12 protein-coding genes and 1 pseudogene are annotated in these 14601 nt (G+C 60.2%); 1 reads left to right on the top strand and 12 read right to left on the bottom strand.

The features are described from left to right. Positions 1–35: 35 nt before the first annotated feature. From NL116_RS29860 to NL116_RS29835, 6 genes are read right to left on the bottom strand one after another with little or no spacing between them, the layout of a single operon-like run. Positions 36–1718 (bottom strand): ApeI family dehydratase, encoded by a 1683-nt coding sequence (locus NL116_RS29860; RefSeq protein ID WP_494375186.1) that lies wholly within the window; start codon positions 1716–1718, stop codon positions 36–38. Then, a complete protein-coding gene (locus tag NL116_RS29855; RefSeq protein WP_494375185.1) occupies positions 1715–2260 on the bottom strand; it encodes a COG4648 family protein in 546 nt (181 codons plus the stop codon). The genes NL116_RS29860 and NL116_RS29855 overlap by 4 nt, the downstream gene beginning before the upstream one ends. Then, entirely contained in the window at positions 2257–2511 is a 255-nt protein-coding gene (locus NL116_RS29850) for an acyl carrier protein (RefSeq protein ID WP_007947135.1), read from the bottom strand. The genes NL116_RS29855 and NL116_RS29850 overlap by 4 nt, the downstream gene beginning before the upstream one ends. Positions 2512–2520: 9 nt before the next feature. Further along, entirely contained in the window at positions 2521–2781 is a 261-nt protein-coding gene (locus tag NL116_RS29845; RefSeq protein WP_123435536.1) for a phosphopantetheine-binding protein, read from the bottom strand. Further along, positions 2762–3571 (bottom strand): lysophospholipid acyltransferase family protein, encoded by an 810-nt coding sequence (locus NL116_RS29840; protein ID WP_494375184.1) that lies wholly within the window; start codon positions 3569–3571, stop codon positions 2762–2764. The genes NL116_RS29845 and NL116_RS29840 overlap by 20 nt, the downstream gene beginning before the upstream one ends. Continuing rightward, on the bottom strand, positions 3547–4272 hold the full coding sequence (locus tag NL116_RS29835) for a beta-ketoacyl synthase chain length factor (RefSeq protein WP_494375183.1): 726 nt from the start codon (positions 4270–4272) through the stop codon (positions 3547–3549). The genes NL116_RS29840 and NL116_RS29835 overlap by 25 nt, the downstream gene beginning before the upstream one ends. A 355-nt stretch (positions 4273–4627) precedes the next feature. Here NL116_RS29835 and NL116_RS29830 point away from each other — a divergent pair, with 355 nt between their 5' ends. Then, positions 4628–5398 (top strand): ParA family protein, encoded by a 771-nt coding sequence (locus NL116_RS29830; RefSeq protein ID WP_494375182.1) that lies wholly within the window; start codon positions 4628–4630, stop codon positions 5396–5398. A 65-nt stretch (positions 5399–5463) separates the two neighbouring features. Here NL116_RS29830 and trxC read toward each other — a convergent pair whose 3' ends face one another. The 6 genes and pseudogenes from trxC to NL116_RS29800 form a co-directional block, all read right to left on the bottom strand. Further along, positions 5464–5898, bottom strand: coding sequence for a thioredoxin TrxC (trxC, locus tag NL116_RS29825; RefSeq protein WP_494375181.1), 435 nt, complete (start codon positions 5896–5898; stop codon positions 5464–5466). Positions 5899–6020: 122 nt separating this feature from the next. After that, positions 6021–7484, bottom strand: a complete 1464-nt coding sequence (selO, locus tag NL116_RS29820) for a protein adenylyltransferase SelO (protein WP_494375180.1) — start codon at positions 7482–7484, stop codon at positions 6021–6023. A gap of 48 nt (positions 7485–7532) precedes the next feature. Next, positions 7533–10883 carry a mechanosensitive channel MscK gene (gene mscK, locus NL116_RS29815; protein ID WP_494375179.1) on the bottom strand — a complete coding sequence of 1117 codons (3351 nt, stop codon included), beginning with the start codon at positions 10881–10883 and terminating at the stop codon, positions 7533–7535. Between the two features lie 34 nt (positions 10884–10917). After that, positions 10918–12660, bottom strand: coding sequence for a potassium/proton antiporter (locus tag NL116_RS29810; protein WP_494375178.1), 1743 nt, complete (start codon positions 12658–12660; stop codon positions 10918–10920). A 167-nt stretch (positions 12661–12827) separates the two neighbouring features. Beyond that, positions 12828–13691: a methyl-accepting chemotaxis protein gene (locus NL116_RS29805; RefSeq protein ID WP_371922129.1), complete on the bottom strand. Its 864-nt coding sequence runs from the start codon at positions 13689–13691 to the stop codon at positions 12828–12830. Further along, positions 13683–14438, bottom strand: a pseudogene (locus NL116_RS29800) (MCP four helix bundle domain-containing protein); the annotation flags it as partial. The gene NL116_RS29805 and the pseudogene NL116_RS29800, both read right to left, overlap by 9 nt. Positions 14439–14601 lie beyond the last annotated feature (163 nt).

The raw sequence follows: 14601 nt of genomic DNA, 5'->3' as shown, positions 1-14601 counted from the left end.
CATCGAGTTGATCCCATCGCGAGCACTCATCAACCTTATGCATCGCCCGCTGCCTCCAACAAAATCCGCCCACTGGAGCAGGTGGCGGTCTCATTGCGATAGGTGAAATACAATTTGCTGCGTTCCGGGTCAAAACGCAGGTGCAGCTGGATTTCGTCACCCGGGCGCACCAGTTGCTGGAATTTCAGCACTTCCATGCCCGCGAATTTCGCCGGCAGGTCCATCAAATGCTGGCCGAGGCTCAACGCCCATTCCACCTGCACTACGCCGGGCAGTACCGGCGTTTGCGGGAAGTGGCCGCTGAAGTAGGCGAGGTCCGGCGGGACAGCCAGCTGAAGGCTCCATTCGCCGTCGACTTCGACCTGTTCGAGCACGTGCGGTGCTTTGACTCGGGGCGCCAGCAACACGGCTTCGACATCGGCCTGAGGCAGTTTGCCCTGAGCGTTCAGGGGCAATTGCCGCAGCAATCGCCAGCGTCGTGGCAGGGCGAGGGTCTCACAATGCTGGGCCAGGTGTTGACGCAGCGCCTGCGTGAGGGTGCGTCGGCCCTGATTGCGCAAGGCATGCAGGCCCGGCTCACTTAATACCACTAGCGCACCCAGCGAGGCGCGGTTTTCCTGGACCACACCGAGACGCGCTTCCGTGACCCAGTGGTGGTCCATCAGGGCCTTTTCCAGCATGGGCAACGAGATACGTTTTTCTTCCAGTTTGACGATCCGGTCCAGCCGTCCAAGCAATTCAAAACGGCCGTTGGCTGCTATTCGTGCGGCGTCAGCGGTGTGTTCGGTATGTCCTGCTGGCAAGTACGGTGATTTGATCAGCAGAGCGCCGTCACTGTCCTGGCTCACTTCGACCTCCGCAAATGGCTGCCAGAGATCGTCACCCTGACGCCAGGCGATGCCGCCGGTTTCCGAGCTGCCGAGGATTTCTGTCGGCCATTGTTGCAGACGCTGGTGCAGACTCTGCGCGGCCTCGGCAGGCAACGCGCCGCCCGAGGAAAACACCCGGCGCACGGCGCTCAAGGCAGGCCAGTCGAGGTTGTCACCCATGCGCTTGAGCAGCGCCGGGCTGGCCACCCAGGCGAAGACCGGATGTTCACGACTGGCGCGCTGCAAGTCTTCGGGAAACGCCAGTTGCTGGCGTCCGAATGTCCGACCGGCGCACAGCGGCCACAGCACCCGAAACAGCAAGCCATAGATGTGTTGAGTGGCGACGCTGCCGATGATGCACGCCTCGCCCAGGTCTGCGCCCCAGAGCTGTTCCAGGGCCTGAACTTCGTTGGCCAGTTGGCGCAGGGTTTTGTCGATGCGCTTGGGCTCACCACTGGAACCGGAGGTGCAAAGGCTCAACTGGCAGGCGTCTAGATCCAGCGCGGCCCCCGCGAGAGGCGGGTGACGGTAATCGCTCAGGTGCGCGTCATCGGCCAGATCGGTCAGCCACAGATCGACTTCGCCGGACCAGCGCTGGCGCGTCTGCGGTTGCAGATCGGCGGGCAGCAGCACGCTGACCCCGGCACGCCAGGCACCGAGGAGGGCAATGGCCAGGTCGGCGGCGTCTTCAAGGTGCACGGCAATGCGCTGCACACGCTGGGCTTGCAGGCCGGCTGCCAAACGCAGGGCCTGTTCGCACAAGTGTGCATGATTCAACACCGGTTTGGCCGTGACGGCACGTTCCGGCTGAGCCTTGAGCAACAGCTGCTCAAGTGTTATCCAATTCATGAGTGGCCTCGTACGCGTTGTCGTATCAGCCATTCAATGGCAAACAGCAGGCCCATCAATCCGTAGGAAATCAGGCCGGTGTACAACATCCACCAACTCAGCGGCGCCCAGAGTGTCAGGGCGGCGGCGAGCAAACCGTTAAAGATGAAAAACACGCACCAGGCAATCGTCACCTGGCGCGTATAAATAATGGCCTTGGCCGGCAGGTGCGGTTCCCGCAGGCGCGCGAGGCGTTCGACCATTGGGGGGCCGAACTTCAGGCTCAGGCCAAACAGCCCGAGCATGAACGCGCTGATCAGCACCGGGTACCAGCGCAGCAACTGCGGGCTGTCGAACAGCGCCAGCAGCAGGCAAAAAGCGATGGCGATGGTCGCCACCCACACGCTGCCGGGACGCCGCGCACCGAGCAACGCCCGAGCCAGCCACAGGCTGCCCAACAGCAGGCCGAACTGCCACGGAGCAAAATGTTCCACGCCGAAATACACCGCAAAGGGGTACAACAGGCCCGCGAGCAGCAGGCCAAGGCCGACCAGCCGGCTCATGCTGCCGGTTGAACCAGGCGATAGACCGCCTCGACCACGTCGCTGACAGTTCGCACCGATTTGAATTCTTCGGCGGCGATTTTCTTGCCGGTCTGACGCTTGATGTGATCGATCAGGTCGACGGCGTCGATGCTGTCGATTTCCAGGTCCTGATACAGGTTCGATTCGAGGCTCACGCGCGCCGGGTCCAGCTCGAAGAGTTCTACCAAGGCATCGCGCAGGGTGTTGAAAATGTCGTCACGAGTTTGCATGGTCCGGTCTCAAGCTGCCTGTTTTGCAGTGACGAACGCCGCAAGGCTCGCCACGTTGGTGAAGTGATTGCGGGTGTCCTTGGCGTCGGCATCGATTTTGATGCCGTATTTTTTCTGAATCGCCAGACCGAGCTCCAGAGCGTCCACTGAATCCAGGCCCAGCCCTTCGCCGAACAATGTCTGGTCGTTGTCAATATCGTCGGCGCTGATGTCTTCGAGGCCGAGGGCGTCGATGATCAGTTCTTTGATCTCACGGTGTAGTTCGCTCATCTTCGGCGAGCTCCTTAATAAAGTAGGTATGCAAATATTCGTTAAGCTTGCGCGAAGCCTGGGGAGCCGGGCCTAGCGTTGCAAAAGACTGTGGGTCTATATCGGCCCCAACACGAAAACTGAAGTGCACGCGGCGTTTCGGGATCCGATACCAAGGCTCGGCCTTGGTCAATGTCGTCGGGCTGACCTTGATGATGACCGGGGTGAGGATTTTCGCACCGCGCAGGGCGATCGCCGCGCCCCCCCGATGAAAGGCCGGCGCCTCGCCGGGCTGGGTGCGCGTGCCTTCGGGAAAGATGATCAAGGTCTGACCGTCTTTCAGCGCATCGGCAGCTGCGTCAAGCATGTCCATGCTGCCGTCGTTGCTGATGTATTCGGTGCGACGCAGCGGCCCGCGGGTAAAGGGGTTTTCCCAGAGACTTTGCTTCACTACGCAGTTGGAATGAGGCACCAAACCAATGAGAAACACGACATCGATCAGCGAGGGGTGATTGGCGAGGATCATTTGCCCTGGGCGACCGAGTTTTTCCGCCCCTTGGATGTCGTAGGTCAGGACCCCGGTGCGGGCCATGAACCGGACAAAAAACCAGAAACAACGACTGACGGTTTTTCGTGCGCGCAGCCGGTGGGTTCTGGCATCACCGGGCAGGCAACCCAGCAACGGGAAAACCACCAGCCGCAGGCACAGGCCACCCAACCCGAAGAGGGTAAAGCTTGCGGCAGTGGCCAGCAGGCGCCAGTAATAGGCGTCGCGGTTTTTTCCGGCTACGGGGTGCGATGCCAGGTCCATACACGATTCTTCCAGGCATGTTGGCAAGTGGTTTGCTGGCCGAGCAGGGTACGCAACAGATTCAGGGCATGGGGCCAGTGGGCTTTGGACAACCTTTGCGTCGAGCTGTTCAGGGACAACTGCCAGGCGGTACCGGGGGTCAGTAACAACGCCACGGCATACGGAAACGGCACATCGTCGATCCAGGTTTCATAGGCATCCGGCGGTTGTTCTTCGCAGACGATCAACAGGACGGCAGGTGCACCTTCGTCCAGCATCGCCGCGGCCTCTAACATGCCGTGCTCCAGCCCGTCACCGGCAGCGGCGAGCGCCGTCATTTCGCTGGTTTCGCCACGCATGATCGACCATAGACCGATAACGGCGTTGTGGACGGACAAGCTGAATTGAGTGGGTGACAACGGTTGGTCGGTCGCCAGATCACTGAGGATTTCGAACGTGCGCGGTGTTTCGCCGTGGCGGGAAATAAAGACCAACGGTAGGTCCTTGCGACCATCGGCCAAGGGCCAGCCGACACTGAAGGCCATTCGCGCCAGACGGCTGAGGCGCCGGCGCTGTATGGCGGGCAGAAACGACACGTCGGGGGCGGCATCGCTGCTCGCAAGCACGACCGGTTGTCGGCTCCATGCCTGCCAGTCGTCCACGCTTTCGAGCCCGGGAGCCCATGCGCGCCATTGGGCGATGTTGAAGTTGATCACAGACATACATCCCGCCCCTGCGGGGCTAACGTGACGCGGTGAGTCGCAAAAACAGCGACAGACCTTACGTGGCGCGTCGCGCCGAGTGGCGCGCATTATCCGGGTGCTACGGGTGCGTAGCAAATACTGGTTACATTTTGCGCAAGGAAATGTACCGTCCGGTTCGCGAAAAACGCGCGTTTGGCCATTATCCACATGGGGATGCTCATGTCTGTCGGCCCGTTGCCTGACTCAATGGATGAGATAGCCTCTTATCCATAGGGAAACAGACGCTGACCGTGTAGTCCTTATACCAAGGAGGTAGCTAAGCGATGCCGTGGACTACTACACTCGGTCATTCTTTGATACATGGAGGTCTGACATGCGGCGCGTGGTGTTTAATCAAAAAGGCGGCGTGGGCAAATCCAGTATTGCCTGCAATCTGGCGGCGGTCAGCGCCAGCGAGGGCTATCGCACCCTATTGGTGGATCTCGATGCCCAGGCTAACTCCACTCAATACCTGACGGGCCTCACCGGCAGTGATATCCCGATGGGCATCGCCGACTTCTTCAAGCAAACCCTGTCCTCCGGCCCGTTCTCCAAGAAAAACCAGGTCGACATCTACGAAACGCCCTTCGAGAACCTGCATGTGATCACCGCCACGGCCGAACTGGCGGATTTGCAGCCCAAGCTTGAGGCTAAACACAAGATCAACAAGCTGCGTAAGCTGCTTGAAGAGTTGGGAGAAGATTACGACCGGATCTACCTCGATACACCGCCCGCGCTGAACTTCTACGCGGTATCTGCTTTGATTGCCGCGGATCGCGTACTGATTCCCTTCGACTGCGACAGCTTCTCACGCCAGGCGCTATACGGCTTGCTGGCTGAAATCGAGGAATTGAAGGAAGACCACAACGAAGGCCTTGAAGTCGAAGGCATTGTGGTCAACCAGTTCCAGGCCCGCGCCAGCCTGCCCCAACAGATCCTCGACGAGTTGATCGCCGAAGGGTTGCCGGTGCTGCCGGTGTACCTGGCCAGTTCGGTGCGTATGCGCGAATCCCACCAGGCGAACACACCGCTGATCCACCTCGACCCACGGCACAAACTGACCCAGCAATTCGTCGAGCTGCACAGCCTGCTGGAAAATGCCTGATCCCGGCTAACACCCCCCATCAAAATGTGGGAGCGAGCAAGCCCCACATTGATTCGGTGGTGTTTTTAAATTCCTTGGCTACGCAGCCAACTCATCAACTGCGGCAGCGGAAACGCCCCGCTCTGGCGCGCCACTTCCCGGCCGTTCTTGAACAGAATCAAACTCGGAATCGAGCGAATCCCCAACTGCGCGGACAACTGCTGGTTCGCCTCGCTGTCCAGTTTTGCCAACCGGCACTTTCCCGCTAACTGACCCGCCGCCTGCTCGAACACCGGTGCAAACGACTTGCACGGCCCACACCAATCCGCCCACACGTCCACCAGCAACGGCAGATCGCCTTTGATCTGGCCGGCGTAGTCATTTTGGTTCAGTTCGAACGGCTTGCTCAGCAAGACCTCGGCCTTGCAGCGACCGCATTTTGGATGATCGTTGAGGCGCTCGGCGGGGATGCGGTTGAGGCCGCTGCAGTGGGGGCAGGGGATGAGGAGTGGGTCGGTCATAGTCGGCTCTTCGAAAATTGGCAATCAATGTCAGGGATCTGGAGGCACAGATCCCGATTATCAATAGGTCAAAGCCTATGACCGTGAACACCACTCAATGCCAATCTGAAATTTCGTTGGACTCAAGAAGAACAACTGATCTCCAAGTGCTTACCCCACTCCGGCGGCCGCTCGGCGTAGGTCTCCATCCCCGGCTGTTCCTCGAACGGATTGCTCAGCACCGCGTGCAGCCGCCGAACCTCTGAATAATCACCGCTTTGCGCCGCATCGATAGCCTTTTGCGCCAGGTAATTACGCAGGATGTACAGCGGATTGACCGCGTGCATCCTTTTGCGGCGTTGTTCCTGATCAACCACGCCGTCACGGGCCACCCGGGCGATATAGCGCTCACCCCAGGCATCGAAGCCCTTGATGTCGACAAAATCATCGCGCAAGCGGGCGACGGCCTGTTCGGGTGATTCATCTCCGAGTCGGCGGAAGAACAGGCTGTAATCGACGCCGCTGTTCTGCATCAGTTGCAGCAAGTGCTCCAGCAGTTTCTGGTCGTCGTCTTCAGCGGTGGTGAAGCCGAAGCGGCGGCGCATCAGGTCCAGGTAGTGGGCCTGGTACAGCGGCAAGTACAGACCGAGGGTTTCGCGCAGGGCTTCGACACTGATGAACGGCGTCAGGGCCTGGGCCAGGGCGCTGAGGTTCCACTGGCCGATCGGCACCTGGTTGCTGAAGGAGTAACGGCCCTGATCGTCGGAGTGGTTGCAGATGAAGTTGGCGTCGAAGTCGTCGAGGAAGGCGAACGGGCCGAAGTCGAAGGTAATGCCAAGGATCGACATGTTGTCGGTGTTCATCACCCCGTGGCAGAAGCCATAGGCCTGCCACTTGGCGATCAGCCCGGCGTTGCGCTCGACGATTTCACGGAACATCGCCAGATACGGTTCCGGCTGTTCCAGGCATTCGGGGAAATGCATGGCCAGCACGTGTTCACCGAGTTCTTTCTGCTTCTCGGGACGTTTGGTGTAGTAGAAGTATTCGAAATGCCCGAAGCGCACATGGCTCGGCGCCATGCGCAGGACCATGGCGGCGCGTTCCTGCTTCTCGCGCCAGACGGGCGTGTCGGAGCCGATCACGCACAACGCGCGGGTGGTCGGGATGTTCAAGGCATGCAGCGCCTCAGAGGCGAGAAACTCGCGGATCGAGGAACGCAACACTGCACGGCCGTCGCCCATGCGCGAAAAAGGCGTCTGGCCGGCGCCTTTGAGGTGCAAGTCCCAGTGTTCACCGGCCTCGTTGTAGACCTCGCCCAGCAACAAGCCACGTCCATCACCCAACTGTGGGTTATAGGAGCCGAACTGATGCCCGGAGTAGACCATCGCCCTCGGTACCGCGTCAGCCCAGAGCTTGTGGCCGCTGAACAGCTCGGCGAACTCCGGGGTTTCAGCAACGGCCGGGTCCAGGTCCAGCAGCGCCATTGCCGCAGGGCTGGCCACCACCAGACGGGGATTATCGATGGGCTCGGGCAGCACAAGGGCGGAAAACGTATCGCCCAGGCGGGCAAAACGATTATCGAAGGTCAGTTCGTCGAGGGCTTTCACCGGCCATCTCCAGCAGAATGTCCAAGCATTCTGCTGGGGATAGGGCGGTTAGTCGAGCTTGGCGGAGGGTGGTTCTTGCACGGGTTTGCCATCGGCCATCGGCACGATGGTTTTACTTTCCGGCTCGATCGGCACCATTTTGTATTCCTGACCCTGAAGGTTCTTGAGGTAGACCTCCATCTGCCGGAAAGAGATGTTGATGTGCTGCTTCTTGAACTCGCGGTTGATGAAGCGGTTGACTTCATCGAGCACCGGGTTGCGGTCGCCAAGGTCGCGCACGTGCATGCGCAACTCATGGTCGAGGGTGCTTTCGCCGAAGTTCAGGAAGTACACGTGCGGTTCCGGGTCCTTCAGCACGCGCGGATTATCCCGGGCAGCCTTGAGCAGCAGCTCTTTCACCAGGTCCAGGTCCGAACCGTAGTCGACGCCGAGCTTGAGTGTTACCCGGGTGATGGTATCGGTCAGCGACCAGTTGATCAGTTGCCCGGTGATGAACGTCTTGTTCGGGACAATGATGTCCTTGCGGTCGAAATCGGTAATGGTCGTGGCACGGATGCGGATCTTGCTCACCGTACCCGACAGGTTGCCGATGGTGATGGTGTCGCCAATCCGCACCGGGCGCTCGAACAGAATCATGATGCCGGAGATGAAGTTCGCAAAGATCTCCTGCATCCCGAAACCGAGGCCGACCGATAGCGCGGCCACCAGCCATTGCAACTTGTCCCAACTCACGCCGAGGGTCGACAGGGTCGAGACAAAACCGACCCCGGCGATCACGTAGGACAGTAGCGTGGTCGTGGCGTAGGCGCTGCCCTGCGCCAGGTTGAGTTTGGACAGCACCAACACTTCCAGCAGGCCCGGCAAGTTGCGGGCGAGGGCGAAGGTGATGCCAATGATGATCAGCGCGCCGAGCATGTCACCGATGCTGATCGGCACCATGCTCATGGTGGCGCCCGTGCCGCTGGTGTATTCGTAGAGGGTGATGTTGTCCAGGTACGAGAATACCGAAATCAGGTCGGACCAGGCCCAGTACAGCGCGGCCATGAAGCCGCCGAGCAGCGCCAGGCGGATCAGGCGCAAGGACTGCTCGTTGACCTTCTCGATGTCGAGCGTCGGTTCTTCGATCACCGCTTCGCCATCACCGGCCTCTTTAGCGGCCTGGCGTTTGGCCAGGGCTCGCTGGTACGCCAGTCGGCGTGCCGCCACGCTGAGGCCGCGGACAAAAGTGGCTTCGATCACCAGCCAGAACATCAGCAGGTAAAGGGTGTTGATCAGTCGATCACTGAGTTTGAGCGCGGTGTAGTAGTAGCCGAAGCACACCGCCACGAACAATGCGATCGGCAGCGCGGTGAACAGGATCCCGACGATTTTGCGGAATAGCGAAGTGTTCTCATGCGTCGGGCTGCGCATCAGCAAGCGGCTGAGCAGCCACGCCATCAAGGCGTAGCAGGTCAACACCACCGGCATGCCCAGCACGTCATCGGCGAGCGTCGCCGGTTGCAGCTCGGCGACCGCCACTACCGCCACCAGCGCCATCACCACCAGACCGAGTCGACGGATCCAGCCTTGAAGGAATTCGACCTGAGGTTTTTCCCAGCGGAAATGCAACTCCGCCACGCCGCCCGGCGCCAGGATCCGGTAGGCGGTGTAGAACACCAGCCACGCCTGGGCCATTTGCAGCAGCGCTGCACCCATGTTGGCGTTCTGTCCGCGGGCGTCAATCTGCAAGGCGAGGCCGCACAAGGCCAGGCCGAGTGCGACCGGCATCGCCAGCAATATATTGATCAGAATGGCCTGAGGCGTGTGCCACTGGCTGTCGCGCTTGAAGTGGCCAATGTCCTTGTGAACCTTGTTCAGGCGGGCATACAGGCTTTTGCGTCGCCACAGCAGGGCGCCGATCAGCAGCACCAGCGGCAGAAACAGCAGCGGCCGTTGAATCAGGCCATCGCTCAATTCACTCAGGCTGGACGACCACGGCAACGTGGTGACCTGGCGCTGCAAACGTTCCGGCACGGCGTGGATCCATTCCAGGTCCAGCGGTTTGTTGCTGGGAATCCAGAACATCTGCTCGTCGAGGGTCGCGCGCAGGCTTTGCGCAGTGCTCAGCAGTTGTTTCTGATTGAGTTGCAGAGTGATGGATTCATTGAGTACGGCGCTCAATTCCCGGTTCAGTCGTTCCAGCAGGTCGGAACGGGTCGTGGCCAGCTCCAGCAGGCTCTTGCGCAGTTGCGGGGTGACTTGCTCCGGCGGTTGGGTCGACAGCAAATTGTCGACATAGGTGGCCGGGTTGCTCAGCAGTTCGCGTTGCTGGCTGACTTCAAATTGATAGAGGCGAATGTCGGCGATCTGATCGGCCAGGTTGCGGTCGAGCCTCAAGCGCGGCAGGGACTGCTTCTGTTTGTAGAGAATCTTGGAGAGCAGCAGGCTGCCCTTGAGCACGTTGATTTGCTCGTCCAGCGCCGAATCGCTCTGGGTGACGTTGTCCAGTTGTTGTTTGGTCTGCAGGTTTTGCTGAGTGACTTCGTTGAGGCGGTCGGTGCTTTTGAGCAGGTAGTCGGAGAGCTTCAGGTTGGCCGCGCTTTCAGTAGCCAGCAAGGCGCTACCGCCGGACTTCTGCGCCTCGATGGACTGTTGGGTTACCGTTTCCTGTGACTGGGCGAGACGTTTCTGGTTGATCAGGGTTTGCAGCTCCTGGATCTCCTGATCCAGGCGATCGGATTTTTCCGAAAGCAAATCGTGCTGGCCGCTGCCCAAGTCCTGCAACTGACTGTTGCCGGCCAGTTCTTGGCGCCGCAGCGGGATCAGCGCATTCAGGGCAGTGAGTTCGGCATTGAGTAAATCGCGCTGTTCTCCACTCAAGGTTTTGCCGGCGTCTTTGCCCGTCTTGAGGGTGTTGTTGATTTGTTGAATGCGCGTCTGGCTGGCCGAAATCTCGGCCTGGGCACGTTCCGGACGAGTCTGGGCGGTAATCACCAGGCTGTTGGCGTCGGCCAGGGCCTTTTGCAGATCGCTTTGCTGGGTTGAGCGCTCGGTGAGCATTTGTTCAAGTTGAGGGATCGACAGGTTGGCGTAGCGTTGCCCGACGGGCTGCGGCTTGGTCGCCTTGAGCCGCGCCAGTTCACGCTGGTTCTCGATGTTCTGCTTGGGCGCGGTGGCCAGTTGCTGTTTGAGATCGGCGAGTTTCTGCTCGTAATCACGCTGATTGTTCAGCTGGGTCAGCGTGTTTTGCAGGATGGCTTGCAACGCTTTCTGATCGGCTTCCGGCAGCTTGCGGTCGGCGATCTTGTCCAGGCTGGCCTGTACGGCTTCGCTGGACGGCGGTTCGGCCGCTTGCAGCGTGCCGATGGAGAGGCTCAGGCCCAGCAGGGCCATGACAAAAAAGGTGCGCAGGGTTGACATAGAGACCGATCGAAAACGAGACGAAGAATGGAGTTTAGAGGAACAAGCCCGGACCGGGGCGACTTCCTTCGGGGAATCTGACGCCCACTTTGCCGATCTTGTTCCCCTCCATGACCGCGACCGTCCAAATGGTGTTGTTCCACTCCACCTGGTCACCGACCACGGGTGCACCCCCGACTTTTTGGGCGATGAAGTGACCGAGCGCCATGTCCGGATCGATGCCTTCGACTTTCAACCCGTACAGCGAAGCAACCGCGCCCAGCTGGGCGTCTCCTTCGAGTACGAAGTCGCCGAAGAAGCGCAAATCCAGACCCCGTTGCGGTGCCTGGCTGAAGAGTTTTCCGAGGGCCGGCAGGTTGTGTTCATGGCCGATAACACACAGCAAATCATCGACTTCGAGCACCGTACTACCCGACGGATGGAGCAATTGCTGGCCTCGAAACAGCGCCGCGATGCGCGTGCCTTCGGGCATTTTCAGCTCGCGAAGGGGCGAGCCGATGCACCATTTCTCGGCACCGAGGCGATAAATGAACAGTTCCCACTCACTGGTGACGTGCACTTCCAGGGCTGACCGCGAGATCGGCGCGGGCTCCGGCGGCACCGTCACTTTCAGCAGTTTGGCCACCCATGGCAGGCTCGTGCCCTGCACCAGCAGCGACACCAGCACAATAAAGAAAGCGAGGTTGAAATAGAGCTGGGCGTGGGGCAGACCGGCCATCAACGGGAACACCGCCAAAATGATCGGGACCGCGCCGCGCAGGCCGACCCAGGAAATGAATGCTTTTTCGCGGCCATGGAACGCCTTGAACGGCAGCAATCCAGCCACCACCGACAGCGGCCGCGCGACCAGGATCATCCACAGCGCCAAACCCAGCGCGGGCAGGGCGATCGGCAGCAAGTCATGCGGGGTGACCAGCAGCCCCAGCACCAGGAACATCCCGATCTGCGCCAGCCACGCCATGCCGTCGAGCATGTGCAAAATGCCGTGCCGACTGCGCACAGGTCGGTTGCCAATGACCAGGCCGCACAGATACACCGCGAGGAAACCACTGCCGTGCAGGGCGTTGGTCAGGGCAAACACCACCAGGCCGCCGGCAATCACCAGAATCGGATAGAGGCCGTTGGCCAGGTTGATCCGGTTGACCAGTTGCAGCATCAGCCAGCCGCCGCTGAGCCCGACGGCAGCACCGATGCCGAACTCGCGCACGAAGTGGCCGAGCAGGCTCCAGTGCAGGCCGGTCTCGCCGCTGGCGAGCATGTCGATCAGGGTGACGGTGAGGAACACCGCCATCGGGTCGTTGCTGCCGGATTCGATTTCGAGGCTGGCGGTGACCCGTTCGTTCAGGCCTTTGCCACCCAGCAGCGAGAAGACCGCCGCGGCGTCTGTAGAGCCGACAATCGCGCCGATCAACAGGCCCTGAATGATGCTCAGGTTGAACAGCCAGGCGGCGACCATGCCGGTCAACGCGGTGGTGATCAACACCCCGACCGTGGCCAGCGACAGCGCCGGCCAGAGCGCAACGCGGAAACTGGCGACCCGGGTGCGCAAGCCACCGTCGAGCAGGATCACCGCCAACGCGAGGTTGCCGACCAGATAGGCCGTTGGGTAGTTATCAAAAATAATGCCGCCACCGTCGACGCCGGCAGCCATGCCCACGGCCAGGATAATCACCAGAATCGGGATGCCGAGGCGGGACGAAAGTGAACTCACCAGAATGCTCGCACCTACCAGCAACGCGCCGATCAGAAACAGGCTGTTGATGGTGATTGCATTCAAAGGCAGTACTCCAGAAAACGAAAGGCGGGCACAAACTGACCATGCAGTCTGCGTGCCAGCGATTCTAACCTGTTGAAATGTGATGCTGTCAAAAAGCTTTTGCAGCAAGGGAGGTGAAGAGGAGGATCATTCCCACGCTCCGCGTGGGAACGATCATCGACCGGGTCTCAGAGGCTAAACCGCCCAACCATGTTGTTCAGGTCCAGCGCCAATCGCGACAGCTCATTACTCGCCGCACTGGTCTGGTTGGCCCCGGTCGCCGATTGCACCGACAAATCACGAATGTTCACCAGGTTGCGATCCACTTCACGGGCCACTTGCGCCTGTTCTTCGGCCGCACTGGCGATCACCAGGTTGCGCTCGTTGATTTCGACAATCGCACTGTTAATGGTGTCCAGCGACATCCCCGCGCCACGCGCAATGTTCAGCGTCGACTCGGCGCGCTCGGTGCTGTTGCGCATTGAATCCACTGCGTGCTCGGTGCCGCTCTGGATGCTGCCGATCATGCGTTCGATTTCGCTGGTCGACTGCTGAGTGCGATGCGCCAGCGCACGAACCTCATCCGCCACCACTGCAAAACCACGACCGGCCTCACCGGCGCGAGCCGCTTCGATGGCCGCATTGAGGGCCAGCAGGTTGGTCTGGTCAGCCAGGCCACGAATCACGTCCAGCACCTTGCCGATGTCACGGGATTCATTAGCCAGATCGCCGATCAGCGTCGCGGTGCTCTGCACGTCGGCACTCATGCGTTCGATGGCGCTGACGGTTTCCTGTACCAGATCACGGCCGTCACCGGCCGACGTCGTGGCGTTTTTCGAGGCTTCGGAAGTGCTCACGGCATTACGTGCGACTTCTTCCACGGCGCTGGTCATTTCGTTGACCGCAGTGGCCGCCTGTTCGATTTCGTTGTTCTGCTGAGTCAGGCCGCGCGCGCTTTCGTCGGTGACACTGTTGAGCTCTTCAGCGGCGGACGCCAGTTGTGTGGCCGAGCCGGAAATCCGTTGCAGGGTGTCGCGCAGCTTGTCTTGCATCTTCGACATCGCCAGCAGCAAGCGACCGGCTTCGTCTTCACCGTCGACGGTGATCGGGCGCGTCAGGTTGCCTTCGGCAATTTCCTCGGCAGCGCTCAGGGCGTTGGCGATGGGCTTGGTGATGCTGTTGGTCAGCAACCAGGCGAACAGCAGGGTCAGGCCGGTAGCGATGATCAGCAGGGTGATCACCAGGTTGAACGCCGATGAATACTGGTCGGCTGCCTGTTGGTTGGTGTCGATGGTCTGTTGCGTGTTGATCTCCAGCAAACGGTTAAGCACGGTGTTGAGCGCTTCGGAGTTGGTCAACAGATCGGTGTTGAGCAAGGTGCGCAGTTCATCGACCTGATTGTTGCGCGACAGGCTCTTCATGCGATCTTCGATCTGACGGTACTGACCCAGCAACTGCACGTATTGATCGTAGGCCGCACGTTCCTGCGGGCTGCTGATCAGTTTTTCGTAGGTCGTCTGGGCGCTGCGGATTTGCTGATTGCGAGTGTCCAGCAGGTCCATCGTTTTCTGCTGCACGTCCGGCTCGCGGTTGACCAGCAAGCGATAAGACAGAACGCGCAGGCGCAGGGTCAACTGAGTGAACTCGTCGAGGCTCTTGATGCTCGGCACGCTGCTCGAGGTGATTTCCTCGGCGGCACCGCGAATCTTGCTCATCTGGTTCAAGGCGAACACGCCCAGGATCAGCATCAAGCTGCCGATCAGGGCAAAACCGAGGAACGCTCGTGGAGCGATATTCATATTACGAAGGGACATGGTGTTTACCGAAGTGAGCGCACCCGTGCGGCGCTGAAGCTGACATATGAGTGACTTATCGGTCATGCGACTAAAGTCTTGAGTCCCTGCGCGTTTTTGTCGCACAAGGGCCCCCGGCGACGAAGTGCAGGAACCGGATCCACCAATC

Source organism: Pseudomonas sp. FBCC-B1667, from assembly GCF_059133255.1.
Note: the sequence above shows the minus strand (reverse complement) of the source record. Positions and strands in the feature narration are given on the sequence as shown.

Bases quoted from the DNA above. Each gene is read 5' to 3' on its own strand.
- NL116_RS29845 (WP_123435536.1), bottom strand. From the start codon at position 2,781: ATGAGCGAACTACACCGTGAGATCAAAGAACTGATCATCGACGCCCTC.
- NL116_RS29830 (WP_494375182.1), top strand. From the start codon at position 4,628: ATGCGGCGCGTGGTGTTTAATCAAAAAGGCGGCGTGGGCAAATCCAGT.
- NL116_RS29835 (WP_494375183.1), bottom strand. From the start codon at position 4,272: ATGTCTGTGATCAACTTCAACATCGCCCAATGGCGCGCATGGGCTCCC.
- NL116_RS29855 (WP_494375185.1), bottom strand. From the start codon at position 2,260: ATGAGCCGGCTGGTCGGCCTTGGCCTGCTGCTCGCGGGCCTGTTGTAC.
- trxC (WP_494375181.1), bottom strand. From the start codon at position 5,898: ATGACCGACCCACTCCTCATCCCCTGCCCCCACTGCAGCGGCCTCAAC.
- NL116_RS29860 (WP_494375186.1), bottom strand. From the start codon at position 1,718: ATGAATTGGATAACACTTGAGCAGCTGTTGCTCAAGGCTCAGCCGGAA.
- NL116_RS29840 (WP_494375184.1), bottom strand. From the start codon at position 3,571: ATGGACCTGGCATCGCACCCCGTAGCCGGAAAAAACCGCGACGCCTAT.
- NL116_RS29850 (WP_007947135.1), bottom strand. From the start codon at position 2,511: ATGCAAACTCGTGACGACATTTTCAACACCCTGCGCGATGCCTTGGTA.
- NL116_RS29805 (WP_371922129.1), bottom strand. From the start codon at position 13,691: ATGCAAGACAAGCTGCGCGACACCCTGCAACGGATTTCCGGCTCGGCC.
- mscK (WP_494375179.1), bottom strand. From the start codon at position 10,883: ATGTCAACCCTGCGCACCTTTTTTGTCATGGCCCTGCTGGGCCTGAGC.